Annotated in this window: 26 protein-coding genes; 14 read left to right on the forward strand and 12 right to left on the reverse strand. The window is 66.1% G+C overall.

What is annotated here, in order from left to right; genetic code table 11:
- The first annotated feature begins 201 nt into the window (after positions 1 to 201).
- Both ASD42_RS05855 and ASD42_RS05860 read left to right on the forward strand, forming a co-directional pair.
- Positions 202 to 753, forward strand: a complete 552-nt coding sequence (locus tag ASD42_RS05855; protein WP_056811191.1) for a DUF3000 domain-containing protein — start codon at positions 202 to 204, stop codon at positions 751 to 753.
- A 22-nt stretch (positions 754 to 775) separates the two neighbouring features.
- The gene (locus tag ASD42_RS05860; protein WP_056811194.1) at positions 776 to 2,026 is read left to right on the forward strand and encodes an HRDC domain-containing protein; all 1,251 of its coding nucleotides are present in this window, start codon (positions 776 to 778) and stop codon (positions 2,024 to 2,026) included.
- Between the two features lie 48 nt (positions 2,027 to 2,074).
- Here ASD42_RS05860 and ASD42_RS34265 read toward each other — a convergent pair whose 3' ends face one another.
- From ASD42_RS34265 to ASD42_RS35685, 3 genes are all read right to left on the reverse strand, one after another.
- The gene (locus ASD42_RS34265) at positions 2,075 to 2,305 is read right to left on the reverse strand and encodes a hypothetical protein (protein WP_156677389.1); all 231 of its coding nucleotides are present in this window, start codon (positions 2,303 to 2,305) and stop codon (positions 2,075 to 2,077) included.
- A 325-nt stretch (positions 2,306 to 2,630) separates the two neighbouring features.
- Positions 2,631 to 3,113 (reverse strand): hypothetical protein, encoded by a 483-nt coding sequence (locus ASD42_RS34270; protein ID WP_156677390.1) that lies wholly within the window; start codon positions 3,111 to 3,113, stop codon positions 2,631 to 2,633.
- A gap of 4 nt (positions 3,114 to 3,117) precedes the next feature.
- Positions 3,118 to 4,341 (reverse strand): RHS repeat-associated core domain-containing protein, encoded by a 1,224-nt coding sequence (locus tag ASD42_RS35685; protein ID WP_327152860.1) that lies wholly within the window; start codon positions 4,339 to 4,341, stop codon positions 3,118 to 3,120.
- Between ASD42_RS35685 and ASD42_RS05870 the strand changes: the two genes are divergently transcribed.
- From ASD42_RS05870 to ASD42_RS05895, 6 genes are all read left to right on the forward strand, one after another.
- Positions 4,270 to 5,447, forward strand: a protein-coding gene (locus ASD42_RS05870) for an IS3 family transposase (RefSeq protein ID WP_156677391.1) whose coding sequence is annotated in 2 segments (ribosomal slippage) — positions 4,270 to 4,554 and positions 4,557 to 5,447 — 1,176 coding nt in all. Because the reading frame shifts where the segments join, the coding sequence is not laid out codon by codon here. The genes ASD42_RS35685 and ASD42_RS05870 overlap by 72 nt on opposite strands.
- A gap of 429 nt (positions 5,448 to 5,876) precedes the next feature.
- A complete protein-coding gene (locus ASD42_RS05875; RefSeq protein ID WP_084787016.1) occupies positions 5,877 to 6,431 on the forward strand; it encodes a DUF3558 domain-containing protein in 555 nt (184 codons plus the stop codon).
- A gap of 24 nt (positions 6,432 to 6,455) precedes the next feature.
- Entirely contained in the window at positions 6,456 to 6,851 is a 396-nt protein-coding gene (locus ASD42_RS05880; protein ID WP_056811203.1) for a hypothetical protein, read from the forward strand.
- 251 nt (positions 6,852 to 7,102) lie between these two features.
- Positions 7,103 to 8,146 carry a hypothetical protein gene (locus tag ASD42_RS05885; protein WP_156677392.1) on the forward strand — a complete coding sequence of 348 codons (1,044 nt, stop codon included), beginning with the start codon at positions 7,103 to 7,105 and terminating at the stop codon, positions 8,144 to 8,146.
- Positions 8,143 to 8,907 (forward strand): ESX secretion-associated protein EspG, encoded by a 765-nt coding sequence (locus tag ASD42_RS05890; protein ID WP_056811209.1) that lies wholly within the window; start codon positions 8,143 to 8,145, stop codon positions 8,905 to 8,907. Before ASD42_RS05885 ends, ASD42_RS05890 begins: the two co-directional genes overlap by 4 nt.
- A gap of 152 nt (positions 8,908 to 9,059) precedes the next feature.
- The gene (locus ASD42_RS05895) at positions 9,060 to 9,899 is read left to right on the forward strand and encodes a class I SAM-dependent methyltransferase (RefSeq protein ID WP_056815529.1); all 840 of its coding nucleotides are present in this window, start codon (positions 9,060 to 9,062) and stop codon (positions 9,897 to 9,899) included.
- A 153-nt stretch (positions 9,900 to 10,052) separates the two neighbouring features.
- Here the strand turns inward: ASD42_RS05895 and dxs are convergent, their stop codons facing one another.
- Entirely contained in the window at positions 10,053 to 11,951 is a 1,899-nt protein-coding gene (gene dxs, locus ASD42_RS05900; protein WP_056811212.1) for a 1-deoxy-D-xylulose-5-phosphate synthase, read from the reverse strand.
- A gap of 316 nt (positions 11,952 to 12,267) precedes the next feature.
- Between dxs and glsA the strand changes: the two genes are divergently transcribed.
- Positions 12,268 to 14,076, forward strand: coding sequence for a glutaminase A (gene glsA, locus ASD42_RS05905; RefSeq protein WP_056811215.1), 1,809 nt, complete (start codon positions 12,268 to 12,270; stop codon positions 14,074 to 14,076).
- Positions 14,077 to 14,258: 182 nt separating this feature from the next.
- Positions 14,259 to 14,930 carry an SIMPL domain-containing protein gene (locus ASD42_RS05910; RefSeq protein ID WP_056811218.1) on the forward strand — a complete coding sequence of 224 codons (672 nt, stop codon included), beginning with the start codon at positions 14,259 to 14,261 and terminating at the stop codon, positions 14,928 to 14,930.
- Positions 14,931 to 14,969: 39 nt separating this feature from the next.
- Here the strand turns inward: ASD42_RS05910 and ASD42_RS05915 are convergent, their stop codons facing one another.
- Together ASD42_RS05915 and ASD42_RS05920 are read right to left on the reverse strand one after the other, a co-directional pair.
- Entirely contained in the window at positions 14,970 to 16,328 is a 1,359-nt protein-coding gene (locus tag ASD42_RS05915; protein ID WP_056815532.1) for a class I SAM-dependent RNA methyltransferase, read from the reverse strand.
- Positions 16,329 to 16,364: 36 nt separating this feature from the next.
- A complete protein-coding gene (locus ASD42_RS05920; RefSeq protein WP_056815535.1) occupies positions 16,365 to 18,362 on the reverse strand; it encodes an APC family permease in 1,998 nt (665 codons plus the stop codon).
- A gap of 171 nt (positions 18,363 to 18,533) precedes the next feature.
- On the opposite strand from ASD42_RS05920, the gene ASD42_RS05925 reads away from it, so the two are divergent.
- Positions 18,534 to 19,199 (forward strand): potassium channel family protein, encoded by a 666-nt coding sequence (locus ASD42_RS05925; protein ID WP_056811222.1) that lies wholly within the window; start codon positions 18,534 to 18,536, stop codon positions 19,197 to 19,199.
- 4 nt (positions 19,200 to 19,203) lie between these two features.
- Positions 19,204 to 19,875, forward strand: a complete 672-nt coding sequence (locus ASD42_RS05930; protein ID WP_056811225.1) for a potassium channel family protein — start codon at positions 19,204 to 19,206, stop codon at positions 19,873 to 19,875.
- 4 nt (positions 19,876 to 19,879) lie between these two features.
- Here the strand turns inward: ASD42_RS05930 and ASD42_RS05935 are convergent, their stop codons facing one another.
- From ASD42_RS05935 to ASD42_RS05945, 3 genes are all read right to left on the reverse strand, one after another.
- The gene (locus tag ASD42_RS05935) at positions 19,880 to 20,524 is read right to left on the reverse strand and encodes a sigma-70 family RNA polymerase sigma factor (RefSeq protein WP_255284662.1); all 645 of its coding nucleotides are present in this window, start codon (positions 20,522 to 20,524) and stop codon (positions 19,880 to 19,882) included.
- 128 nt (positions 20,525 to 20,652) lie between these two features.
- Positions 20,653 to 21,399, reverse strand: coding sequence for a DUF3159 domain-containing protein (locus tag ASD42_RS05940; protein WP_056811227.1), 747 nt, complete (start codon positions 21,397 to 21,399; stop codon positions 20,653 to 20,655).
- A 3-nt stretch (positions 21,400 to 21,402) separates the two neighbouring features.
- The gene (locus ASD42_RS05945) at positions 21,403 to 21,810 is read right to left on the reverse strand and encodes an OB-fold nucleic acid binding domain-containing protein (protein ID WP_056811231.1); all 408 of its coding nucleotides are present in this window, start codon (positions 21,808 to 21,810) and stop codon (positions 21,403 to 21,405) included.
- Positions 21,811 to 21,884: 74 nt separating this feature from the next.
- On the opposite strand from ASD42_RS05945, the gene ASD42_RS05950 reads away from it, so the two are divergent.
- Positions 21,885 to 22,628, forward strand: coding sequence for an alpha/beta fold hydrolase (locus ASD42_RS05950; RefSeq protein WP_056811233.1), 744 nt, complete (start codon positions 21,885 to 21,887; stop codon positions 22,626 to 22,628).
- Between the two features lie 126 nt (positions 22,629 to 22,754).
- On the opposite strand, the gene ASD42_RS05955 is transcribed toward ASD42_RS05950, so the two are convergent.
- Together ASD42_RS05955 and dut are read right to left on the reverse strand one after the other, a co-directional pair.
- A complete protein-coding gene (locus ASD42_RS05955; RefSeq protein WP_056815540.1) occupies positions 22,755 to 23,654 on the reverse strand; it encodes a DUF3710 domain-containing protein in 900 nt (299 codons plus the stop codon).
- A 5-nt stretch (positions 23,655 to 23,659) separates the two neighbouring features.
- Positions 23,660 to 24,130 (reverse strand): dUTP diphosphatase, encoded by a 471-nt coding sequence (gene dut / locus ASD42_RS05960; protein WP_056811235.1) that lies wholly within the window; start codon positions 24,128 to 24,130, stop codon positions 23,660 to 23,662.
- A 72-nt stretch (positions 24,131 to 24,202) separates the two neighbouring features.
- On the opposite strand from dut, the gene ASD42_RS05965 reads away from it, so the two are divergent.
- Entirely contained in the window at positions 24,203 to 24,739 is a 537-nt protein-coding gene (locus ASD42_RS05965; protein WP_082843848.1) for a DUF3093 domain-containing protein, read from the forward strand.
- Between the two features lie 84 nt (positions 24,740 to 24,823).
- Here the strand turns inward: ASD42_RS05965 and ASD42_RS05970 are convergent, their stop codons facing one another.
- A complete protein-coding gene (locus ASD42_RS05970) occupies positions 24,824 to 25,126 on the reverse strand; it encodes a DUF4193 domain-containing protein (protein ID WP_056811237.1) in 303 nt (100 codons plus the stop codon).
- Positions 25,127 to 25,382: the final 256 nt, after the last annotated feature.

Genomic DNA, 25,382 nt, shown 5'->3' on the forward strand with positions numbered 1-25,382 from the left:
ATCGCGCATCACATCGCCGCTGAGAATGCACCCTCCGCAACACGGCCCGCACGCAACGCGCAAGGCGGCGCGCCTCCGACGGCACCGGGCACCCACCGTCTACCGTTCCTCCTCGTGACACCGCTCGACATCCGCGACGGCGCCGCACCGACCGGGGGAACGCCCCGTGAGCCTGCTTCTTTTCGGGCGGCGGTCGATGCGATGGGCACCGCAACAGTGCACCCACAAATCGAGCTGGCGCCTATCCGGCCTCCGCAACGGTTGGCGCCGTTCTCCTATGCGCTCGGAGCGGAGGTCATCCACCCCGAGGGCCCGGTGGTGCCCATCGACTCCGAGGGCGACGCGTTCGGCAGGCTGATCCTGCTGCACGACCCCGACGGCGACGAGGCCTGGAACGGCGTGTTCCGGCTCGTCGCCTACATTCAGGCCGATATCGACGCCGCGCTGGCCGCCGACCCGCTCTTACCCGAGGTCGCGTGGAGCTGGCTGGTCGACTCCCTGGAATCGCGCGGCGAACCGTTCACCGCTCTCGGCGGCACCGTCACCGCGACCAGCTCGGTCCGCTACGGCGATATCGCGGGCCCACCGCGCGCCCACCAGCTCGAACTGCGCGCGTCGTGGACGGCGACGACCACCGAGATGCGCCGACACGTCGAGGCGTTCTGCGAAGTGCTGGCCTTTGCCGCCGGGCTGCCGCCCGCCGGGATCACCCATTTACGACCGGAGTCCTATACCCGCACCGATCGCCCTTGATCGCCACGTAGAGTTCACGTTTATGTCGGTCGCCGAGGAACCCACCGCAGCAGAGCCCCTGCTCGTCCCTGCCGAGGGCGTTCCACCTGTGCTGGCGACCGCCGACGAGGTCGCCGCGGCCGCCAAAACCCTCGCCGCGGGCACCGGCCCCCTGGCCGTCGACGCCGAACGCGCGTCCGGCTTCCGCTATTCGGCACGGGCGTACCTGATCCAGCTCCGCCGCGAAGGCGCTGGCTCGTTCCTTATCGACCCGATTCCCGTCACCGACGCGTTGACCCCCTTGGCCGAGGCGATCAACGACCTCGAATGGGTCCTGCACTCCGCCGACCAAGACCTGCCCGGCCTCGCCGAACTGGGTTTGCGTCCCGCCCGCCTCTTCGACACCGAACTCGGCGGACGCATCGCCGGCTACGAACGCGTCGGCCTGGCCGCGATGGTCGAAAACCTCCTCGGCCGCTCCCTGCGCAAGGGTCACGGCGCCGCCGACTGGTCGAGCCGCCCGCTGCCCGACGAATGGCTCAACTACGCCGCCCTCGACGTGGAACTGCTCCTCGAACTGCGCGACACCGTCGCCGCCGACCTCACCGCCCAGGGCAAACTAGACTGGGCCGCAGAGGAATTCGAACACGTCCGCACCATGGACCCACCCTCCCCCAAGGCCGACCGCTGGCGCCGAACCTCCGGCATCCACACCTTGCGCCGCACCCGCCAACTGGCAATCGTGCGCGAACTGTGGACCACCCGCGACGAACTCGCCCGCGCCCGCGACGTCGCCCCCGCCCGTATCCTGCCCGACTCGGCCATCGTCGCCGCCGCCACCGGCGAACCCCGCTCGATCGCCCAACTGCGCACCCTCCCCGTCTTCGGCGGCCCCCGCCAACGCCGCTACTCCCGCGACTGGCTGGCCGCCGTCGAACGAGGCCGCACCCTCCCCGACAAACAACTCCCCCCACTGACCCTCCCCTTCGACGGCCCACCGCCGGTCAACCGCTGGGAACGCCGCGACCCCGTCGCCGCCGCCCGCCTCACCACCGCCCGCGGCGCCATGGGCGAACTCTCCACCGAACACTCCATCCCGGTCGAGAACCTGCTCTCCCCCGACCTGGTCCGCCGCCTGTGCTGGGACGGACTTCCGGATTACAAGAACGTCGGCACACCCGCAGAGTTGTCCGCGAGGATCGAGGCATTTCTCCTCGCAGGCGGCGCCCGCCAATGGCAGCGCACCCTCGCAGTCCCTGCGTTGACCACCGCGCTGACGCCCCCGGCCAATTAGTCGAGCCACAACGGGGCCAGCTGCGCAGAGGTCGGTTGACAGGCGATGTCAGATAGCGTTGCCAGATTTCGCTGCAACCGTCGGGAACCCATGTGGATAAACTCGAATTGAAAAACTTGCGCAAGCGACCGAACTATCTACTCCAGTAGATTTCAACGCTAGACACTTGACCCGATCCCATTTGGCTTCATCGATATCCGAAATATGGAGCAACGCCAGGGATTGATCGTCGTCGGCCAAATCAATCGTCATCGAATTGAAAACCGTCTTCATCTGCATTGCGAATACGCTGAAGAATCTGATGGATACAAACGTTGGATCCGGAGATCTATCGAAGCTGCGTAGTTCCAGTTCCGACAGAGACAAGTTGTAGCGCCACGGTCTGAACTTGAATCCGAAATGGATCGGAAGACTACCATCAATTCGCGTATCTTCGCGATCAGGTAAAGGGGTTGTCATATCGGCTCCCGTTTAGATAGAGGAACGCGTTCGACATAGAACTGCGATCGTCCACGGGCGGATCACCATGAGCAACACCTCGCCACTGGAGGCGGTAGAATCGCGACAGTACGCTCGAGATCCATCAACCGCCCCAATCGATAACTCAACGGCTCCGTCTATCATTTGATTTTGCATGTTTGACGTCAAGAGATGTTCGCCACACTTCGAATGAATCCAACTCCTTCTCCAACACATTCAGTACCTTGCGATTCTCTTCAATGGCGCTGACACCATGGTCATGCAGAGATTTTGCACTATCGTAGACAGCGCAAAGGAACTCTGACAACGGGGTGGAATCAATCACCATCTTCCCGTGTCGGGTAGCTACACGATCCTTCTGTAGTGAAAACTCGACCACGAACATAGAACCATAGCCTTCGAACCTCCCATTCCCTTTTCCGCGACTGGCCAGTAAGCGAGCCTCGGAGAGGAGAGCAGCAGCGGAGGGATACACCATCATACGTTGATCAGGATGCTCGAGACCGCGAGTGGTGACCGATCCTGAGTTACCCAGTACTTCCAGGTCGCCTAGCGAATATCCATCCTCTGGAGGGTCATCGCGGACCGTGAAAATGAACTCGACCATTGTTTCACTTCCCAAGTATTGGAAACATCGTCACAATGTTGTTACCATCCGTAGAATCTACCACAAGTCTATAATTTGTACGCAATCCATTTATCGTCATCCTACGCTCGAATACTTGATACTCCTTACTAGGATCGGACTGGCGGGTTCCCCGCTCCACAATTTCTCGCGCCGCTGTTTCAATTTGATCGCGCGTGATACCCGCAGCAAACAGTGATCCTTGGTTATTCGAACCGCCAGGAATGTGACGTTGTTCAATGTGCCTCCATCCAGTCCTACTGTTTCCGTCTTCAAGGCGCGGCGCTTCGCGTGACAAACCGCACGGTGTCAGACCAAGTGGATCGGACCAGACCAGCGGATTATGAGGGTACGTAGTCGAATTGGGGGAGGGACTCAGACCGAGTGGGTCTTGGGTGAGGTAGCGGGCGGTTTCCGGGTCGTAGTAGCGGTGGTAGTTGTAGTGGAGGCCGGATTCTGGGTCGTGTTGTTGGCCTTGGAAGCGGTGGGGGGTTTCGGGGCCGGTCCAGGTGGTTCGGCCCCAGAGGTCCGCGGTGGCGGTTGAGGCGATTTCGCCTGTCTCGGGGTTGGTGAGATGAGTGGGGGCGCCTTGGAGGTTGGTGACGATGGCCCAGAATTGGTCGTCGACCGATTGGGCGAGGGGGACGTAGGTGGTGGGGTGGTTGGTCCAGGTGTGGGTATGGGTGCCTGTGCGGGTGGTGGTGGCTTGTTCGGTGAGGTGGACGCCGTCCCAGGCAAACTCGGTGCGAATGTTGTCGGCGTGGTTTTGTTTGCTGGTCCGGCGGCCGAAGGCATCGTAGGTGTAGGTCCAGGTGTTGCCATCCGGTGTAGTGACCTCGGTGAGTTGGTCGAAGGCGTTGTAGCGGTAGTGCCAGATGGCGGGTTTGCGGGAGATCCGGGTCTTTTCTTTGCGGATGAGGCGGCCGGCGGTGTCGTAGTGGTAGCGGGTACGACCGGCCCGGATAAGCAGGTTGGTGCGGTACTCGAACCGTGGATCGGTAGTGGGTTCCGTTGGAATGGAGGCAACGGGGGCCGGTGGAATCTCGGCTGTGGTGAGGTTCGACAGGGCGGGACTGCTGCACGGATAGGTGACATCTGATCTGTGGTGCCGGCAGGCACTGCTGGAAGGATGTATGCCGTGCCCAAGCCCTACCCCAAAGAGTTCCGCGACGACGTCGTCCGCGTAGCCCGCAACCGAGAACCCGGCCAACAGCTGAAACAGGTCGCGGCCGACTTCGGGATCAGCGAGTCATGTCTGGCCGGTTGGCTCAAGGCCGCCGACGTCGAAGACGGAACCAAACCCGGAACCACCACGACCGAGAACGCCGAACTCGTCCAGGCCCGCAAACGGATCAAGCTCCTCGAGCAGGAGAACGAAGTACTGCGCCGGGCCGCGGCCTATTTGTCGCAGGCGAACCTGCCGGGAAAATGATCTACCCGCTCGTTCGTGAGCTGGCCGCCGACGGGATTCCCGTCGCGGTGACGTGCCGGTTCCTCAATATCGCGCGCCAACCGTATTACCGGTGGCTCGCCGATCCGGTCACCGCTGCCGACCTCGAGCAGGCGTATCGGTCAAACGCGTTGTTCGATGCGCACCGCGACGACCCTGAATTCGGGTACCGGTTCCTCGCCGACGAGGCCGCCGACGCGGGCCAGGCGATGGCAGCGCGGACCGCGTGGCGGATCTGCTCGACCAACAAGTGGTGGAGCAGTTTCGGCAAGAAACGTGGCACCAAGAACAGCCGATCAGGCCCACCGGTTCATGACGATCTCGTCGAGCGGAACTTCGCTGCTGATGCGCCAAATATGTTGTGGCTCACCGATATCACTGAACATCACACCGGCGAAGGCAAGCTTTATCTTTGCGCGGTCAAGGACGTGTTCTCGAACCGGATCGTGGGCTATTCGATCGACTCGCGGATGAAGGCCCGCCTCGCCGTCGATGCCCTCGCGTCCGCCGCGGCCAGGCGCACCGCGGTCGGTGATCAGGTCGCCGGCTGCATAGTTCACAGCGACCGAGGGTCGCAGTTTCGATCTCGAAAGTTTGTTCGCTCCTTGGGTTTCCACGCGATGGTCGGATCTATGGGACGAGTCGGCGCCTGCGGTGACAATGCGGCGATGGAATCGTTTTTCGCGTTGCTGCAGAAGAACGTCCTCGACCGGCAGTCTTGGGCGACCCGCGAGGAGCTTCGGATCGCGATAGTGACCTGGATCGAACGGACCTACCACCGGCGTCGGCGCCAGGCCAGGCTCGGCAAATTGACCCCGGTCGAATACGAAGCCATCATGACCACACCAGCTCTTCGAGCTGCCTAACCGCTGTCACCCGATCGTGCAGCAGTCCCAATCGCCGAGCGTAGCGGATACGAGAGGGTTGGTATTTGCGGTGAAATCGATGGAACCGGAAGGGGCTTCGGTGCGTCTAAGGACGTGAAGGAGTGCCATCTCAGTGGTCGGATCTGTGATGCGCGGACCGTGAAGATCAATGCTGCGACCGCAGGACTCGCGACCGTCGGGCGTTCCCCGTGGGTTGTTGCCGAGGGTTTGGCAGCACTCTGGCGCAGCGGAACTCGCTGGGGTTGAATATGTTTCATGGGTCGGGGGCGGTGAGGCGAATCGGGTGGGGTTGTGTCGTAGGCTGTGCGGAACGACGGGGTGGCCGGGTGCGGGGAGCACTCGGGCGGCCGTGGGGTTGGTGCGGGCTCAGCCGGACGGGTGTGGCTCGGTGATCGGGGAAGACGGAGGATGCTCGTGCGGCGACGGTCTGCGGTGGTGGCCACGGTGTTGTGTGGAGTGCTTGCGGCGGCGGGGTGTTCCACGACTGAGACTGGGAATGCACAGCCAAGTACTACTGATCAAGCGGCGGCTACTGCGGCATTGTGGGACCCGTGCAGTCAGATCCCGGATTCGACGTTGACCAGCGTGGGCTTGGATGTGGCGTCAGAGCGTTCCGGAATCCTCGGCGCCGAAGAGCCTGGGTGGAAGATCTGCCGCTGGGAAGATCAAGAGTTCCCACCGAACTACAGCGTCGGGGCTTATTCGACCGTGCATACAGTTGACGAGATGCGAGCCAAGCCCGACAACATCGAATTCCAGGATGTCGTGATCGCAGGGCGTAGTGGTGTGCAGTTTCGACAGCGCCAGTACAACGCTAACGAGGACTGTTCATTCATGTTTTCCACGGCAAGCGGTTTTGCGCAGCTGGACGTGCTAAACACGGGCGTCAAGGCGAAGTCGGTGCCTCCTTGCGAGCGATTGAAGCCCATCGCGGAAGCGATCGTTCCACTCTTTCCGAAGTAACTTTCCACATAAATAGGGGGTGTCGTGGCTCCAACAGATGAGAAGTCACGCTGGCAGTATCTGAGCGAGGAAGCCAAGGCAGGCCGTCTGTACTTGGATCCGTCAGTAGCGCAGAGCTGCCGGGATGCGAGCAACAAGCAGATAGCACTCTTCTCACAGCTGAAGGGTGATCTCAAGAGCATCGCGAACGTTACCGGCCTCGGCCGGTTCAACGCCGCTGATGAACTAGCAAAGATGCTCGGCATGAAAGCTGTTGGCGGAGAACGTGATTTCGATACAGCCTTCCAAGAACACATCGACGTACTAACGCTTATCCGCGACACCATCGAGATCTCGGTGAAGAAGTATGAAGACCAGCAAATAGCCCAAGCACAAGCACTGACTTCACAGGGCGCCAACATCACTGGCGGTGATCAATAATGTCAATTCTGGACAGCGCTCTCAGCGTTTTCCCGATCGGTCGCGAATACGTCCAGCTCAAGAATTATGCGGAAGGCAGTAAGCCGACCAGGTCTACGGATGAGAGCCCGGACGCATCGGTCGCGCGGAATCGGCTGACGCAGTTGGAAAGCTCGTTCGACGGCACCTACCAGAAGCCGCAAGTTCAGAGCGGATCGTACGAAGACCCCAGCGGCATGTCGGACCTGTACGAGCGGGTCTCGGCGATGTCTATGGCTGATGTGAACACGCTGCACACCCGCTGGGAAACGTTGCGCAACAAGCTGGAAGAGGGGTTCAAGACCTACGACGCGGAGATCGCGAAGGCTATCTCGGAGAAGTGGACCGGTAACGCGGCGTCGAGCGCTGGGAAGGGAATCCAGGAGTACGTCGAGAAATCCGGCAACCTGTTGGGTTCGGCGCAGATGATGGCCGAGAAGGTGAAGCTGGTCGAGTCGGCCATGCAAATCACCAAGGATCGGGTCAAGCCGCACGAAGGTTCCACGATCAGCGGGATCGCGAGTTACATTCCCGGACCCACCTGGAAGATGGACAGCCACAACGCCGATACCGCGAAATCCGAAGGGGCGGAGGTGGTCAGGGGCGTCTACTACACGGCGATCGGGCAAGCCGATACGAACGTCCCACTGGTGCCGCAGCCGTACAACCCCCTCGACACGGGGTCGAAGACGGTCGACGACAAAGGTAGCCAGGGCGACACCACTGGCACGAAGCCGACCACGCAGCAACCCACGACGCAGCAGCCCACCACCGAACAGCCGACCACCGAACAGCCGACCACCGAGACACCGACGACGGAGGATCCATCCGACGACGACACCGGTGACGACACCACTCCGTCGAGCACGGAGCCGGCGGCTACGACAACACCGCAGTCGACCATGCCGACCACGCCGACAGGCACGACCCCCGCGTCGACGACGCCGATGGGGACCGGTGGCTCTCCGGGCGGGGGCTCGCCGGGTGCGGGGACACCCGGTTCCGGCGTTCCGGGAGCCGCAGTTCCGGGCACACCGGGAGGCGCTACCGCCGGGAAAACTGGTGCGGGCGCAGGAGGTTCGGGTTCCGGGGGCGCGGGCCGCGGAATGTCGGGCATGGGCGGTATGGGCGCTGGTGGCGGCAAGGGCGGAAAGGGCGACGACGAGAAGGAATCCGGGACGAAGGACTATCTGATCAATCAGGAAAACGGTGAAGAACTCACCGGGCTCAGCGAGGATCAGCGAGCAAAGACGGTGCCGCCGGTGATCGGCGAATGAGCCAGGGACAGTGGCAGTTCAGCGCGCTCGGGTTCACGGTGCTGTGGCGCGCGGCGGATCGCGATGTGCTGCCGTATCCCCTGCAGACCTATACCGACGCGGTGACCGTGGACGACTACGACCGCATGTGGCAGGACGAGGCGCAGCGGATTCTGCCGACGTTCGACCATTCGATGGAAGCCGCGTTGCGGATTCTGCTCGAGCCGGAAGCGCGGTTCGAACTGGCCGGGTACGGCGACGGGGAGAAGTTGCGGTCGTTCGCGGCGGTGCGTGGGCAGCAGGCGGTGCTGGTGGAACAGCAGCGGGTGCCGCTCGATCGCGAGGGTGGTGACATCCGGATGAGCATGCTCGAGATCGAGCAGTTGCCCGACAAGCTCCTTGCCCGGCTGCCGAAGACGGGGGCGGCAGGCGGGGACGTGTTCTCGATGAACAGCAACGACCTCGACGAGGAAGCGCCCTACGATCCGTGGGCGGCCGACCGGCGGACTCCGCAGCAGAAGGCGGATGATTTCTTCGGGCGCGCACGGTCGACGCTGGTGTACGTGGCGGGCTATCCGGGCGCCGCGACGGACAACCGACCGCAATCCGGACAGGGCTTCCACGTGATGGATTTCCCGGATGGGCGCTACCTGGTCACCGAACGAGGCTCTGTGATCGAGGCGCGACCGGGTGATACCGGTGATATCAGAGGGTCGTTGGTGCGGTTGATGAAATCGGCGCTCGCGATCTATCGCGAGGACAACGAGCCCGTCTATCGGTAGACACGCATCGACCCTGCCACATTCTGCGGCAGGGTCGATGCGCGGTTTCCGGGCGAATGCTCAGTATCCAGCGGCACTAAATCAGTCGACCCGACAAGTGCTCGACGCTAGCGTTGATTCTCGCCATCACGCCGCCGTCGAAAGGTCATGCCGTGCTCGAAGCCGAAGCGATCGCCGCCAATCGGGCGAATTGGGACGACCGGGCCGACGTGCACGCGCGGTCGCGGATGTACGACGTCGACGCCTTCCTGGCCGATCCGGACGATATTTCCTCGGTGGTGCGCAACGATCTCGCGGTGCTGGCGCCGCATCTCCCGGAATCCGGGATCCAGGGGCGGTCGCTGCTGCATCTGCAGTGTCACATCGGTACCGACACCGTGTCTTGGGCTCGGCTGGGCGCGGTGGAGGTACACGGGCTGGATCTGTCGCCGAACTCGCTGCGGCACGCGGCGCGGATCGCCGAGGCCGACGGACGCGACATCACCTGGGTGGAGGGGGACGCGCGGTTCGCCTCGGCAGTGCTCGATCGGCGCTTCGATACCATCGTGACCAGTGCGGGCACCATCGTCTGGCTGCCGGAGCTCACCGCGTGGGGGCGGTCGATCCATGACCTGCTCGAACCGGGTGGGGTGTTCGTGATCCGCGACGATCATCCGATTCTGGGTGCGATGCAGTTCGAACCGTGGGAGATCGACGACGATTACCTCGGTGGCGGCGGCGCTCGGAGCTACTCGGACTCGGGTACCTACACCGAGGAGTCGGACGGACAGATCGCCCACACCACCAATCACGAGTGGCGTCACGATCTGGGCGAGATCGTCGGAGCGCTGCTGGGTGCCGGGCTCGTCATCGAAGCGTTGACGGAGCTGCCCTACATGGATTGGCCCGCGTTTTCCGATCTCGTACCCTGCGAGCAAGGGTGGACGCTGCCCGACGGCGCACCACGCATCCCGTTGAACTTCGCGGTAGTCGCTCGGCGGCCTCACCACTGAGCGAACTCGGGCCGAGAACGTCTCAGGAATCCTCGCCGAGGGCGTGCAGGATCGTACGGGTCCTGTCGTCGCGGGCCGTCACGCCCTGCCCCGCCGCCGGGCTGCCCTGAGCGGTACAGCACCCGACACGAGGCGGGTGCTGTACCGCCCCGATCAGCGTGATTGCAGCCAGCCGCCGATCCGCTGGGCGATGGCGTCGGGGGTGAGGCCGAGCTCTTCGAGTATCTCGTTGCGGGAGGCGTGGTCCAGGAACTGTTGCGGCACACCGAGATCGCGGGTGGGGACATCGAGGCCCGCGTCGCGCAAGCGCGCGGAGACGGTGGAACCGATCCCGCCGTGCAGGCCGCCGTCTTCGACGGTGACGACGAGGCGGTAGTTCTCGGCGAGCTTGACCAGGGTGTCGGAGACCGGGATGACCCAGCGCGGGTCGACGACGGTGACCGAGATCCCTTGCGGTTCCAGCAGTTCGGCGACCTTCATGGCGGTGTCGGCGAAGGGGCCGACGGCGACGATCAGGACGTCACCGTGCTGGGACTGCGCGGACCCCGCGCTGGGGACGGCCAGTCGCAGCACGTCCAGACCGTCGAGACGTTCTACGGCCGTGATGTCTTCGGCGACACTGCCTTTCGGGAAACGCAACACGGTCGGACCGTCGGAGACGGCGAGCGCTTCGGCCAGTTCCTCACGCAGGGTGGCGCCGTCGCGGGGGGCCGCGACGCGGATGCCGGGGACGATGCCGAGCAGCGAGAGATCCCACATGCCGTTGTGGCTGGCACCGTCGGGGCCGGTGACGCCCGCGCGGTCCAGCACGACCGTGACAGGCTGCTTGAGCAGCGCCACGTCCATCAGGAGCTGGTCGAACGCACGGTTGAGGAAGGTGGCGTAGATGGCGACCACCGGGTGCATGCCGCCCAGCGCCAGACCGGCGGCTGAGGCCATGCCGTGCTGTTCAGCGATGCCGACGTCGAACATGCGCTCGGGGAAGCGTTCACCGAACGCGGCCAGACCGGTGGGGCCCGGCATGGCGGCGGTGATGGCGACGATGTCGTCGCGACGCGCGCCGTGTTCGATGAGCTCCTCGGAGAACACCGCGGTCCAGCCCTTGGCCTTCTTGCCGGCGAGGGGGCGGCCGGTGAGCGGGTCGATCGGGTCGCAGGCGTGCATCTGGTCGGCGACGTGGTTCTCGGCGTGCTCGTAACCGTTGCCCTTGCGGGTGACCACGTGCACCACGACCGGACCACCGAAGTCCTTGGCGCGCCGCATGGCTGCCTCGAGCGCGACGAGATCGTGGCCGTCGACCGGGCCCACGTACTTCATGCCCAGATCGGAGAACAGTTCCTGCGGGCTCACCGCGTCTTTGATCCCGGCCTTGAGCGCGTGGACCATCGAATACGCCGAATCCCCTACGGCGGGAATGCTTTTCAGAATACGTTTCCCGGCGACCAGTGCGTGCTCGTAGGCGGGCTGGGTGCGTAGGGCGGTCAAGCGGTCGGCGAGGCCACCGATCGTGGGGGCATAGGAACGACCGTTGTCGTTGACGACCACCACCACCGGACGATCGGGGGCGCCCGCGATGTTGTTGAGCGCCTCCCAGCACATGCCGCCGGTGAGCGCGCCGTCACCGACGACCGCCACCACGGTGCGGTCCTGGTCGGTGAGCGCGAACGCCTTGGCCAGACCGTCGGCGTAGGACAACGCGGCCGACGCGTGCGAGGACTCGACCCAGTCGTGTTCGCTCTCGGCGCGGCTCGGGTAGCCCGACAGGCCGTCGCGGCTGCGCAGCGAGTCGAAGCGGTCCTTGCGGCCGGTGAGGATCTTGTGCACGTAGGCCTGATGGCCGGTGTCGAAGATCAACGGGTCGGCCGGCGAATCGAAAATCCGGTGCAGGGCGATGGTCAGCTCGACCACCCCTAGATTGGGGCCGAGATGGCCTCCGGTGGCGGCGACCTTCTGCACCAGGAACTCGCGGATCTCGTCCGCCAGATCCCGCAGTTGCGGCACGCTCAGCCGGCGCAGATCTTCGGGTGAATCCACCCGCGACAGCACTCCCACCTGAACTCGCTCCCTCCGGACTACATTGTGATCAGCCCAGTGTATTTGCCCGCGTGACGGGCACAGGCTCGCGGGCCCTACCCAGCACGGGCACAGCGAGGTCTACGGTCGCGACGACGATACCGCCCCATGGCCGCTGAACAGGACGCGCAAGCGGAAATCGGGTTCTACAAAGGCTTACCTCACTGCGTTCTCGGCTGTGAGGACAATCTCCCGCGCGTCCCCGCCCGCACCCGGCGACGGCGCGACCTACAGTGACGCTGTGACCCGAAGCCACGGCGCGACGCGCACGATCGACCCGGGTGTGGTGGCAGGCATGCTCGACGAGGTGTACGCGGCCTGCCGCGAGGATACCTCCGGCGCGCCCGCCGACTACATCCCCGAGCTCGCCGGGGTCGCACCGGATTCGTTCGGCTTGTGCCTGGCCACCGCCGACGGGCTGGTCTACGAAGTCGGCGACACCGATATCGGGTTCACCATCCAGTCGATCTCCAAGCCGTTCACCTACGCGCTGGCGCTGGCCGATCGCGGGCTCGACGGGGTGGCCGAGCACATCGACGTGGAGCCGTCCGGCGAGCCGTTCAACGAGATCAGCCTCGAACCGGAGACCCAGCGGCCGAGCAATCCGATGATCAACTCCGGGGCCATCACCGCGGCCTCGCTGATCAACGGCCGCGACGCCGCCGACAAGTTCGAGCGGGTTCGTCGCTGCTACTCCCGCTTCGCCGGGCGCGAGTTGACGATGGACCAGGCGGTCTACGAATCCGAGGCCCGCACCGGGTTCCGCAATCGGGCGATCGGGTACATGTTGCGCTCGGTCGGCATCATCGACGACGACCCCGACGACGCGGTCGACCGTTACTTCCGGCAGTGCTCGATCGAGATCACCTGCGCCGATCTGGCCATGATGGCGGCGACGCTGGCCGACAACGGGGTCAATCCGAAGACGCATGAACGGGCGCTGTCGACCTCGCTCACCGAACGGGTGCTCAGCGTGATGACCACCTGTGGCATGTACAACGCCGCCGGTGACTGGGTGACCACGGTCGGGCTGCCGGCCAAGAGCGGGGTCGGCGGCGGGATCATCGCGGTGCTGCCAGGTCAGCTCGGCATCTCGGTGTATTCGCCGAGGCTGGACGGGCACGGCAACAGTGTGCGCGGGGCCGCGGCGTGCCGGGAGCTGTCGCGGCGGCTCGAACTGCACTTCTGTCACGTGACCCGGTCCGCGCGCACCGCGATCCGCGCCGACTACTCGGTGGCGCAGCTGCCGTCGCGATTGCGCCGCACGCCCGAGGACGCCGAGGTGCTGGCCGCCCACGGTGACCGGGCACGGGTCTACGAGCTGCACGGCGACCTGTTGTTCGCCGGCGCCGAGCGGGCGGTTCGGGCGATCGAGGCCAACGCCGACGAGCTCGACGCGCTGGTGATCGACCTGCGGCGGGTCGGTGAGGTGAGTCAGGTGGCTCGCGGCATGGTCGAGCAGTTGCAGACCGAGCTGGTACGCCGGGGCAGCCGAGTGGCGCTGGTCGATCCCGATGCCAAGCTCGGGCACGAGGCGTCGAGTCTGGATCCCGACGATCCACGCGGGCGGGTGTTCATCGACCGGGATACCGCCACCGAATGGTGCGAGGACATCGTGCTCGACCGGCGTCGACCGGCCGGGACGAGCGCCCGCACGTCGATCGACCTCGCTGAGCATCCGTTGCTGGTGGGGCTGGACGCCGCCGACCGGGACCGGCTGTGCGCGGAGTTCGTCGTCCGCACGTTCGCCCGAGGTGAGGTGATCGCCGAACGCGGTGAACCACGGTCCGGGCTGTATCTGATTCTCGACGGGCGGGTGCGGGGGACGTTTCCCGGCACCGACGGGCGGGTGCACCGGTTGGTGACGTTTTCGGCGGGGATGTCGTTCGGCGAGATCCCGATGTTGATCGGTGAGAGATTCGTCAACGACATCGTCGCCGAGACCGGGGTCCGCGTGGCGGTGATGAGTCCCGCCGTGTTCGACGAGCTCGCCGAGCAGCACCCGCAACTGAAACTCGCTCTGCTTCAACGACTCGCGGCCGGGGCATACGCGCAAATGGACGCAGCTGTACGCACAGTATCGGCGAACTCCGAAAACTACTGACCACCTCAGAACGCAGCTGTACGCACAGTATCGGCGAACTCCGAAAACTACTGACCACCTCAGAACGCAGCTGTACGCACAGTGTCGGCGAACTCCGAGAACTACTGACCCGGGCAGCGGAACTCGGTCCGGACGCGAGACGTTGAGCAGCACAGCAGCCTTCGACCGACAGGAGTACCGCGGTGAGCAAGAAATCCTGGCAGGCGAGCACGACCACCTTCGGGCGCGGCGTGGTGCGCGCGGTCCCCGACCTCATCCGGTTGACGTTGTCGGTGGAATCGCGCGCCGACACCGTCGCCGGGGCCTACGGGCGCGCCGGTGACCAGGTGAGCGCGGTCGTCGCGGCACTGCGGGCTGCCGGAGTGAGTGACGCAGACATGGCGACCAGCGGCTTGAGCGTGCGCACCGAAACCGTCTACACCGACAACGGCCGCACCGAGATCGCCGGATATCTGGCATCCACCGGCCTCAGCGTGTCGCTTCGCGAAGGAACCGGCACCGAGCCCGCCGAAACAGTCGCCGCCGCGGTGAACGCGGGCGGCGACGACGTGCGCCTCGGCGGTCTGACCCGAGGCATCGCCGACCCCGCGCCACTGCTCGAACAAGCCCGCGACGCGGCATTCGACGACGCGAAGGCCAAGGCCGAGCAGTACGCGGCCCGCGCCGGGGTATCCCTCGGCGCTGTCCTCCAGATCACCGAGGACACCGCTCCACCCTCCAGCCGGGCCTACGACATCAGCGCGGAGATGGACTCGTCCCCCATGCTGATGGCACGCGCCGGCTCCCCCGTCCCCGTTGTCCCCGGCGAAACCGAAGTCGGCGCGAGCGTCCGAGTGACCTGGGCCCTCGACTGACTCCGCTGTTACCCGAAACCAGCCGGGCACCAGCACCCGTCAGCGATCGAGCAACGCCACACACTCCACATGGTGGGTAGCCGGGAACGCATCGAACGCCCGCAACTCCGCGAGGTGATACCCGGCGTCGAGGTACAACCCGAGGTCACGAGCGAAAGCCGCGGGGTCACAACCGATATGAACGATCCGACGCGGATCTGCGTCGGTGACGGCGGCGACGACATCCTTACCGGCACCGGCCCGCGGCGGATCGAGCACCACGACATCCGGCCGACCGGAAGCACTCCGAGCCCACCGCTCGACCCGATCGCTGTGCAATTCCAGCCACGGCAGATCGCCCAACGCCGCCACCCCGTCGACCACCGCCGAACGAGCCGATTCGACACCGGCCACCGCGCCGGTCTGCCCCGTCTGCTCGGCAAGCCGGGCAGCGAAGACACCGACACCGCTGTAGAGATCCCAACCGGACCCACCGGGAGCAAGCCCCGACCATTCAGCGATCAGATCCGAATAACACTGCGCCGCACCATGATGCGCCTGCCAGAACCCGGTCGCCGACAGTTCCCACCGGCGCCCCGCCACATACTCCACAACACGACCCGAACCTTCGACCACGCACTCCTCGCGAGGCGCGTTCATGGCCGACTTACGCGACGCCGCCCGGTCCCGGATCACACCACGCTCATCACCCGCGGGCGGCACCGACTCACGACGGCGCCCCGGCCGCTGACCACGACCGCGACTGCCGCCACGCGGGGTCTCGGGACGACCGGCCGGGCCCGAGGCCGGAGTCTCGGCCAGCTCCACGATATGACGCACACCGTCACCGTCGATCGCGACGACCAGATCGGCACCCGGGGTCCACAACCGATCCGCGACACCGTCGAGCGCACCGGCGACAGGCTGCGGGCAGCGCAGATCCGCGATCACCTCGGTGCTGCGGTAGCGATGCACACCAGCGTGCCCCGCACCGTCGACGACCAACCGCACCCGCGTGCGCCAACCGCCGGTGTCGGCACCGGAATCACCGGCGATCGGTTCGACCGTCACCGCATGCTCGATCTTGGCCAACCGCCGCAGCTGCTCTTCCACCACCGTGGCTTTGAGCGCACGCTGCGCCGTGGGCGTGGCGAAGGAGAAATCACAGCACCCCGCACCACCGGGTCCCGAGACGGGACAGGTGGCGGGCACCCGGTCCGCGGACGCCTCGATGATCTCGACGGCATCGGCGCGGCAGAACGATCCGCCGCGATCCTCGGTCACCCGAGCGCGCACCAGCTCACCGGGCAGCCCGTGTCGCACGAACACGACCCGGCCCTCGTGGCGAGCGACGATGAATCCGCCGTGCCCCGGTGCCCCGAGACGTACCTCGAATTCTTGTCCGCTCCAATCACTCACGGCCACACCCACTCTCACCCTCGACCGGCGCGCCGCTCATTCGCGACGTCCTGGTCGTTCGAAACCTCGACGCACCGAACCCGGTGCGTTCACTTCGCCTGCCTGCTTGGCTCTGGTGGAGGAACTGAGCTGCCACGGCACGCTCGTCACCATCACACCCGGCTCGAACAGCAATCTGCCCTTCAACCGCAGCGCGGACTGGTTGTGCAGCACCTGCTCCCACCAGTGTCCGACCACATATTCGGGGATGAACACGGTGACCACGTCGCGCGGTGCGTTCTTGCGCACCCGCTTGACGTATTCGAGCACCGGCTTGGTGATCTCGCGGTAGGGCGATTCGATCACCTTCAGCGGCACGTTGATCTCGCTGTTCTCCCATTGGCGCACCAGCTTGCGGGTGTCGGCGTCGTCGACGTTGACCGTCACCGCCTCCAGTGTGTCCGGGCGGGTGGCGCGCGCGAAGGCCAGCGCACGGCGCGTGGGCAGGTGCAGCTTGGAGACCAGGACCAGTGAGTGGGTGCGGCTGGGCAGCACGCCGTCCCAGTCGGATTCGTCGAGTTCGCGCGAGACGGAGTCGTAGTGCTTACGGATCAGCTTCATCACGACGAAGATCGCCACCATCACGATGATCGCGATCCAGGCGCCGGCGAAGAACTTGGTGACCAGCACGATCATCAGCACGGCGCCCGTCGCGGTCAGACCGATCGCGTTGATCACTCGGGAACGCTTCATCTGCCTGCGCTGCGCCGGGTCGGTCTCGGTGCGCAGCAGGCGCGTCCAGTGCCGCAGCATGCCGGTCTGGCTCAGCACGAACGAGACGAACACACCCACGATGTAGAGCTGGATCAGCTTGGTCACCTCGGCGCCGAAGACCACCACGAACGCGATCGCCGCACCCGAGAGGAAGAGGATGCCGTTGGAGAACGCGAGCCGGTCGCCGCGGGTATGCAGCTGACGGGGCAGGTAGCGGTCCTGGGCCAGGATCGAACCGAGTACGGGGAAACCGTTGAACGCGGTGTTGGCGGCCAGCACCAGGATCAGCGCGGTGACGATGGTGATGAAGAAGAAACCGATCGGGAAGCCGTGGAACACCGCTTCGGCGATCTGCGCGATCAGGGTCTTCTGGTGATAATCGGCGGGCGCGCCGATCAGGTTCGCGGAGTCGTGGGCATACACGACACGGATCTTCTGGGCCAGGATGATGATGCCCATCAGCAGCACGATCGCGATCGAACCCAGCAGCAGCAGGGTGGTCGCGGCATTGCGCGACTTGGGTTTACGGAACGCGGGCACACCGTTGCTGATGGCCTCGACGCCGGTCAGCGCCGCACAGCCGGAGGAAAAGGCACGCGCGATCAGGAAGGCGAAGGCCAGGCCGTAGAGGTGCTCGTCTTCGGCGTTGAGCCCGAAACCGGCGGACTCGGCCTGGATGTCGTCGCCGAGCACGTAGGTACGGAACAGGCCCCAGGCCAGCATCACGACCATGCCGACGATGAACGCGTAGGTCGGAATCGCGAACGCCGTACCGGATTCGCGCACGCCTCGCAGGTTGATCGCGGTGAGGATCGCGATCGCCACCACCGCGAACAACACCTTGTGTGTGGCCACGAACGGAATGGCGGAACCGATGTTCGACGCCGCCGAGGAGATCGACACCGCGACGGTGAGCACGTAGTCGACCAGCAGCGCGCTGCCGACCGTCAGACCGGCGTTGGGTCCGATGTTCTTGGTCGCGACCTCGTAGTCACCACCGCCCGACGGGTAGGCATGCACGTTCTGCCGGTAGCTGGCGACGACCACCGCCATCACCAGGGCTACGGCAAGACCGACCCACGGCGCGTACACGTAAGCCGAGATGCCCGCCGCCGACAGCACCAGGAAGATTTCCTCCGGGGCATAGGCGACCGACGACATCGCATCGGAGGCGAAGACCGGAAGAGCGATACGCTTGGGCAATAACGTGTGGCCGAGCGAATCGCTACGGAACGGCCTGCCCAGCAGCACACGCTTGGCTGCCGTCGTCAACTTGGACACCGGGCTGAGCATAGAGGAGTTCACCAGCACCTTCGCGCGCACGTTCATCGGCGTCATGGCGATGTCTGGATTGTTTGCCCCGCGTCGGCGCGGGGAAAATGGGCGATGGGAGCATCCGGCGGGTACGGTCCTTGCCGGACGCCACGGGTAGGCAAGGAACGAGGGTGCACGGTGTACGTAGTGATCATGGGGTGCGGGCGTGTCGGCTCGTCACTGGCGCGTGCGCTGACCCGGGTGGGTCACGAGGTCACGGTCATCGACCGCGATCCCACCGCCTTCCGCCGCCTCGGCGAGGGCTTCACCGGGCAGGAGGTGATCGGCGTCGGTTTCGACCGTGAGGTGCTGACCCGCGCGGGGATCGAGCGCGCCGACGCCTTCGCCGCGGTGAGCTCCGGTGACAACTCCAACATCATCTCGGCGCGAGTGGCCAGAGAGATGTTCGGCGTCGAACGTGTCGTCGCTCGCATCTACGACGCCAAGCGCGCCGAGGTGTACGAACGACTCGGGATCCCGACCATCGCGACCGTGCCGTGGACCACCGATCGGTTCCTGCGCACCCTCATCGGCGACAACTCGACCACCACCTGGCGCGACCCCACCGGCGCGGTCGCGGTGACCCAGCTGACCCTGCACGAGGACTGGTCCGGTCGCACCGTGCGCGATCTGGAACGCGACCTGCAGGTGCGCGTGGCGTTCATCCTGCGCTTCGGCCAGGGCCTGCTGCCCGAATCCAAGACGATCGTCCAGGCCGACGACGTCGTCTACGTCGCGGCCACGTCCGGCACAGTCGGCGAGGCGATAGCCCTGGCCGCCAAGGCCCCACTGAGCGAGGACTGAACACATGAAGGTCGCCATCGCCGGAGCGGGCGCGGTCGGGCGCTCGATCGCCAGGGAACTCCTACGCGGCGGACACCGCGTGATGCTGCTCGAACGCCAGCTCGACCACATCGACCCCGCCGCCATCCCCGACGCCGTCTGGGTGCACGCCGACGCCTGTGAGCTGTCGCTGCTGGAGAACGCTGATCTCGAGACCTACGAGGTGGTGATCGCGGCCACCGGCGACGACAAGGCGAACCTCGTGCACGCCCTGCTCGCCAAGACCGAGTTCGGGGTGCGCCGGGTGGTGGCGCGGGTCAACGATCCGCGCAACGAATGGCTGTTCAACGAGTCGTGGGGCGTCGACGTGGCGGTGTCGACGCCGCGGCTGCTCGCCTCACTCGTCGAGGAGGCCGTGTCGGTGGGTGATCTGGTGCGGCTGATGACGTTGCGGCAGGGACAGGCCAACCTGGTGGAGATCACCCTGCCCTCCGACACCCAACTGGCAGGCAAGCCGGTGCGAACATTGAAGATGCCGCGCGATACCGCGCTGGTGACGATCCTGCGCGGTGGCCGGGTGATCGTGCCGCAGCCCGACGATCCGTTCGAGGGCGACGACGAACTGCTGTTCGTCACCTCGGTGGAGGCCGAAGAGGACCTGCGGCTGACCCTGGCGACCCACGGCGTGAAGCCCTGAGTCCTTACGCCACTTTCAGTTCCGCGCGCAGCTTGTTGAGCGCGCGGTGCTGCATCACCCGGACGACCCCGGGGCTGGTGCCGATGGCCTCGGCGGTCTGAGCCGCGCTCCAGCCGAGCACGATGCGCATGTGCAGCACCTCGCGGTGATTCGGCGCGAGCACCTTCATCAGTTCATGGGTGGCGGCGCGGCGCTCGAACGCCAGGACCCAGTCCTCCGGACCCGCGGAGGCACTCGCGGTGTCGGGGAGCTCGGCCGTCGGGTAGGCGGTGTGCTTGCCGCGACGGAAGGCGTCGGAGACTTTGTTGGCGGCGATGCCGTAGACGAAGGCCAGAAACGACTTGCCCTGATCACGGTAGCGCGGAATGGCCGTGACGGTGGCGATGAGAACTTCCTGGGTGACATCGTCGGCGGTGACAGTGAGATGGCCGGTGGAGCCCATACGTGCCGAGCAGTACCGGCGGACCAGCGGGTGCACCAGGCGCAGGATCTCCGCGACGGCCTCGCGGTCACCGCGGGCGGCCGGGCCGATCAGCGCGTCGAGTTCGGCGCCGATGCGCTTGCTCTCCGACAGGACCGGCGCCGGGGTCTTGGTGGCGTCGCGGCGGGCGGTGGTGGCCGGTCGCTCATTTCGGTGCTCGGTTGCCATCATGGTCGCCGGTCCTCTCACGATCATCGCGTATTTTTCGGTACGCATTGATCGTGCGACGAACGGCCGGTCGCAACCAGATACCCCAGGGTGGGTACTTCCCCACCTCCGGCGTCCCGCTACCCACCCTATGCGCGCACGGATTCCGTTCCGGCCCCGGACTTGTCGGTTTTCTCGGCGGGCAGGTGCCCGGCGCGGCGCACCGCCCAGACGGTGATGACCAGGGCCACCGCGGTGAGCGGCCAGCCCATGCCGATCCGCGCCACGGCCAGCCAGGTGGTGTGGTCGGTGTCGTAGAGCTGTGACTGCACCAGGTAGCGGGCGCCGAATACGACCACCCAGACAACGGTGGCCAGGTCGTAGAGCTTGCGGATGCGCTTGTCGGTACGCCAGTGGGAACCGTGGCCGTTGAGCGCGCCCCAGATCACCCCGACCAGCGGTCGGCGCAGCAGGATCGACACCGCGAACACGCCCGCGTACACGAGGCTGGTGTAGATGCCGAACAGGAAGAATCCCTTGGCCTCGCCCACCCGCTGGGCGATGAGCGCGCACAGGCCGACGCCGAGGAAGCCGGAGACGGCCGGCTGGATGGGACTGCGCTGGACCAGCCGCCAGATGAGGATGGCGGCGGCGACGCCGAGGGCGGCCCAAATGGCCACGGTGAGGCCCGCGAAGGTGTTCACCGGGACGAAGACCAGAACGGGAAGGGTGGAATAGATCAGGCCACTGAAACCGCCGAGCTGCTCGAGCAAGGTTTGCTCGGCCTTGTCGACCTCGGTGTCGATCTCCGGGTCCACCGTGTCATCGGTGACCACGGGCAACGCCACGGTGGCTTCGGGGTCCGCGGCAGTGCGGTACTCGTCGCTGGAGGGCATACGTCAGCTGTTCCCGCGCAATTCGTAGTAGGGGTTGAAGATCACTTTGCGGCCGTCGCGGTCGCCGACGCGGCCACGGACCAGAATGCGCCTGCCCGGTTCGATCCCCGGAATGCGCCTGCGCCCGATCCACACCAGGGTGATGGCGTCGGTGCCGTCGAAGAACTCGGCCTGCACGGTGGCACCCGCGGCCTTCGGACACGCCTCGACGCTGCGGAGTCTGCCCAGAATCGTCGCCTCTTCACCACGACAACAGTCCTTGGCCCGCCGGGCACCGGAGGCTTCGACCGTCTCGGCCAATTCCTCGGCGTCGAGCTGGTCGATATCTGCGGTGAGACGACGACCGAGTCGACGAAAGTATCCCGAGTCCGGACCCGATCCCGACTTGTGTCCGCCCGTGGATGACGACATGTCACGCTTCTCCCGCTAGTTGGCCGTACACCGCCACTGTAGATGGGCAAACGCCCGGCCGCTACGCTCGGTCGGTGTTGCGCACCCCACCCCAGGTCACCGTGGTCGCCCTGCCGGGGACCGGCTCCGACGCCGATTTCGCGGCCCGCGCGTTCGGGCCTGCCGCCCATGCGCGCGGACTCGCCTTCCACGCCGTCGAACCGGACCCGCAGGCCGTGATCGGGAGCTGTACCGCGGCTTTGGACGCTGCCGCGGCGCGCGGTCCGGTCCTGGCCGCGGGCATCTCCCTCGGCGCCGCGATCGCGCTCGACTGGGCAGCCGAGCACCCGAACGCGGTAGTCGGTGTCATCACAGCATTACCCGCCTGGACGGGTGCCGAAACCGCCACGTGCCCCGCCGCTTCGAGCGCTTCGGTTACCGCCGAGCAACTGCGAGCCGACGGCCTGGAGGCGGTGATCGAGCGGATGCGGGCGTCGAGTCCGCGATGGTTGGCCGACGCGTTGACCCAGTCGTGGCGCGGGCAGTGGCCCCATCTGCCCGCCGCGCTGGACGAGGCCGCGGGGTACGCGTGGCCGTCACTGGAGCAGTTGGCCGCCATTGATGTGCCGGTCGCGGTGGTCGGCGCGACCGACGACCCGGTCCACCCGATCGCGGTCGCGGAAGAATGGGCGGCCGCCTTGCCGTCGTCCCGACTGCACAGAGTGACGCTCACCGAACTGGGCGCCGACCCGGCAATACTCGGACATGCCGGATTCGCGCAGTTGAGCACGTTGCTCCCAGCGACGCACGGGCAACGAAAAGCTTTGCAGGACAACTGATTTCGCGAGTACATGGGTAACTCGCCGGGCACCCCCGACACAAGACCCGCCACCGACCGCCGGCCCGGCAGCTGACTGAACCGCCTCCCCACGACCGGCAAAAGTCGCGGGGAGGCGGACGAGCACCTAGTTCAGGCCCAGTTGCTGCATGGCCGAACCATCGGCGCCACGACGTGGCTCGTCGGGCAGTTTCGGCGGGAGGGCCGACGGGGGCGGGGCGGTGGCCGCGGCAGCCTGGGCCTCCAGGGCGTCCTGCTGGGCCTGGATCTGCTGCTGGTGGGCGGCGGCCAGCTGTTCGGCCAGCTCCTGGGGCAGGACCACCGGGAGCGGGTCGCGCACGGGGAGCGGTTCGGTGCCGCGGCGCACCACGGCGTCGGCCAGGACCGCGCGGGCGGCGGTGATCAGTGGACTGCGGTCGTCGACGGCGCCCTTGGGGCCGGCGGCGACGAGGCGGATCATCCAGCGCGGGCCGTCGACGCCGATGAAGCGCAGGTCGGCGCCCTCGGTGATCGCCTTGACCTCGCGGCCCCACGGACCCTTCTCGACGGCCACGCTCGCGCCGTCACCGCGCAACGACTCGGCCAGATCCGCGGCGACCGTGCGCCACTGGCCCGCCGACTTCGGCGCGGCGTAGGCGGCGACCGTGAGCCTGCCGTGCTCGGTGGCCAGGTGCACCGCCTGCGGGGTGCCGTCGGGGCTCATCTCCACCTGCAACTGCCCGCCCTGAGGCACCGGAATGAGCACCGAGCCGAGGTCGAGGCGCCGCGAGATCGCTTCGTCGGAGACCTCGCTGATGTCATAGGGGCCCGCGGCGGCATCGGGGGCGTGGTCGAAATTGCCGTAGATGCGCTCGTCGGTCGGCGCGTCGTCGAAGTCCAGGCGCGCGAAGTCGGGGCGCTGGAACTCGTCGGTGTCGTACTCGTCGGAGTCAGCGTCCAGGTCGTAGTCGGCCTCGTCGTACTCGACTTCGTCGTATTCGACGTAGTCGGCCTCGTCGTCGCGCGCGCGCTTCTTCTTTCCGAACAGACCCATCACGCCTCCTTGTCGGCCAGGCTGGCATGCCCGCCGCTCGACCCGTATCCGCCGGTGCCACGGGCGGTGTCGTCGAGATCGTCGACCTCGGCGAAATCGACCAACTCGACCCGCTGCACCAGCAACTGCGCGATGCGGTCACCGCGACGCAGCTCGATGGCGGTGCGCGGGTCGTGATTGATCAGGCACACCTTGATCTCACCGCGGTAGCCCGCGTCGACCGTGCCGGGCGTGTTGACCACCGACAGACCGGCCTTCGCGGCCAAGCCCGAACGAGGGTGGATCAAGCCGACGGTGCCCACCGGCAACGCGATCGCGATCCCGGTGCCGACCAGCACTCGCTCGCCCGGTTCGATGATCACATCCTCGGTGGTACAGAGGTCGACGCCCGCGTCACCCGGATGGGCACGCGTCGGCACAGGGATGCCGGGATCGAGCCGCCGCAGCGGAATCGGTGCAAGTGCGTTCACATCGGTCGAGACTACGCGGTCGAGGCCGGACCTTCTCGTCGCAGCCCTGGTGCGGTGACCTAGTGTTGAGGGGTGCCCGACCAGCCCCATTCCCCGACGACCGCGACCACAGACACCGACCACCGCGCGCCGAGCGCGCAGGGTCCGTCGCCCTACTCCGAGCGCCTGTGGGTGCCGCTGTGGTGGTGGCCGGTCGGCTTCGCGATCGCGGGCCTGCTCGCGGCCGAGATCCATATGGGCGCGCCGGGGCTGCGGGCCTGGCTGCCGTATGTGCTGCTGGCGCCGGTCCCGGTCTGGATTCTGTTGTGGATGAGCAGGCATCGCCTTGATGTCAGCGTGGCCGACGATGGTACGGCGGAATTGCGCGTCGACCGGGCCCACCTACCGGTGAGCTTCGTCGCGCGTGGCGCGGCCGTCGCGTCGACGGCCAAGAGTGCGGCGCTGGGCCGACAACTCGACCCCGCCGCCTATGTGCAGCACCGGGCCTGGATCGGCCCGATGGCATTGCTGGTTCTGAACGACCCGGACGACCCGACGCCGTACTGGTTGGTCAGTACGCGTAGGCCGGACCGGGTCTTGACCGCGCTCGGACTCCCGAGCGCGGGCTGACCCTTCCTCGCTGATCCCGTCTGGATCAGTAGTACGCAGTCCGTGCGGATCAACTGTCCACACGGTGATGCGCACCGCCTGCTTCTAGAGCGCGCAGTCCATGCAGATGAGCTGTCCACCCTTCTCCGTGGCCAGTCGGCTGCGGTGATGCACGAGAAAACAGCTCGAGCAGGTGAACTCGTCCGCCTGCTTCGGGACCACCCGAACGCTGAGTACCTCGTCGGACAAGTCCGCGCCGGGAAGCTCGAACGATTCCGCTGTATCGGATTCGTCGATGTCCACGACGGCGGACTGCGCCTCGTTGCGGCGGGCCTTCAGCTCCTCGAGCGAATCCTCCGACACCTCGTCGGATTCGGTGCGCCGCGGTGCGTCATAGTCGGTTGCCATGTCGTCTTCCCCTCAGTCCTTACTCCGTATATCCCGGATCAGTCGATTGCCGTAACCCCGCAGGGGTCCGGCGTTCGTACCGCCCCGCCGGTGGTACACCTCACACGTGCACCGGTCGTCTATCAGGTTCGACCAGCTAGCGATCTACTCCGACAGCGTTCGGTAAACGCAGGACATGCCCTTGTTGTTCCCGCGACCGACCACCGTTTCACCGGTAAATATTCGATCTGGGCGGCCAGACAATAGCGGACCAATG

The organism is Nocardia sp. Root136, from assembly GCF_001427185.1.
Classification (GTDB): domain Bacteria; phylum Actinomycetota; class Actinomycetes; order Mycobacteriales; family Mycobacteriaceae; genus Nocardia; species Nocardia salmonicida.

Coding starts and splice junctions, on each gene's coding strand:
- ASD42_RS05855 (WP_056811191.1), top strand. CDS start 202: ATGGGCACCGCAACAGTGCACCCACAAATCGAGCTGGCGCCTATCCGG.
- ASD42_RS05860 (WP_056811194.1), top strand. CDS start 776: ATGTCGGTCGCCGAGGAACCCACCGCAGCAGAGCCCCTGCTCGTCCCT.
- ASD42_RS34265 (WP_156677389.1), bottom strand. CDS start 2,305: ATGCAGATGAAGACGGTTTTCAATTCGATGACGATTGATTTGGCCGAC.
- ASD42_RS34270 (WP_156677390.1), bottom strand. CDS start 3,113: ATGGTCGAGTTCATTTTCACGGTCCGCGATGACCCTCCAGAGGATGGA.
- ASD42_RS05875 (WP_084787016.1), top strand. CDS start 5,877: ATGCTCGTGCGGCGACGGTCTGCGGTGGTGGCCACGGTGTTGTGTGGA.
- ASD42_RS05885 (WP_156677392.1), top strand. CDS start 7,103: ATGGCTGATGTGAACACGCTGCACACCCGCTGGGAAACGTTGCGCAAC.
- ASD42_RS05890 (WP_056811209.1), top strand. CDS start 8,143: ATGAGCCAGGGACAGTGGCAGTTCAGCGCGCTCGGGTTCACGGTGCTG.
- glsA (WP_056811215.1), top strand. CDS start 12,268: ATGCTCGACGAGGTGTACGCGGCCTGCCGCGAGGATACCTCCGGCGCG.
- ASD42_RS05930 (WP_056811225.1), top strand. CDS start 19,204: ATGAAGGTCGCCATCGCCGGAGCGGGCGCGGTCGGGCGCTCGATCGCC.
- ASD42_RS05935 (WP_255284662.1), bottom strand. CDS start 20,524: ATGGCAACCGAGCACCGAAATGAGCGACCGGCCACCACCGCCCGCCGC.
- ASD42_RS05940 (WP_056811227.1), bottom strand. CDS start 21,399: ATGCCCTCCAGCGACGAGTACCGCACTGCCGCGGACCCCGAAGCCACC.
- ASD42_RS05945 (WP_056811231.1), bottom strand. CDS start 21,810: ATGTCGTCATCCACGGGCGGACACAAGTCGGGATCGGGTCCGGACTCG.
- ASD42_RS05970 (WP_056811237.1), bottom strand. CDS start 25,126: ATGGCAACCGACTATGACGCACCGCGGCGCACCGAATCCGACGAGGTG.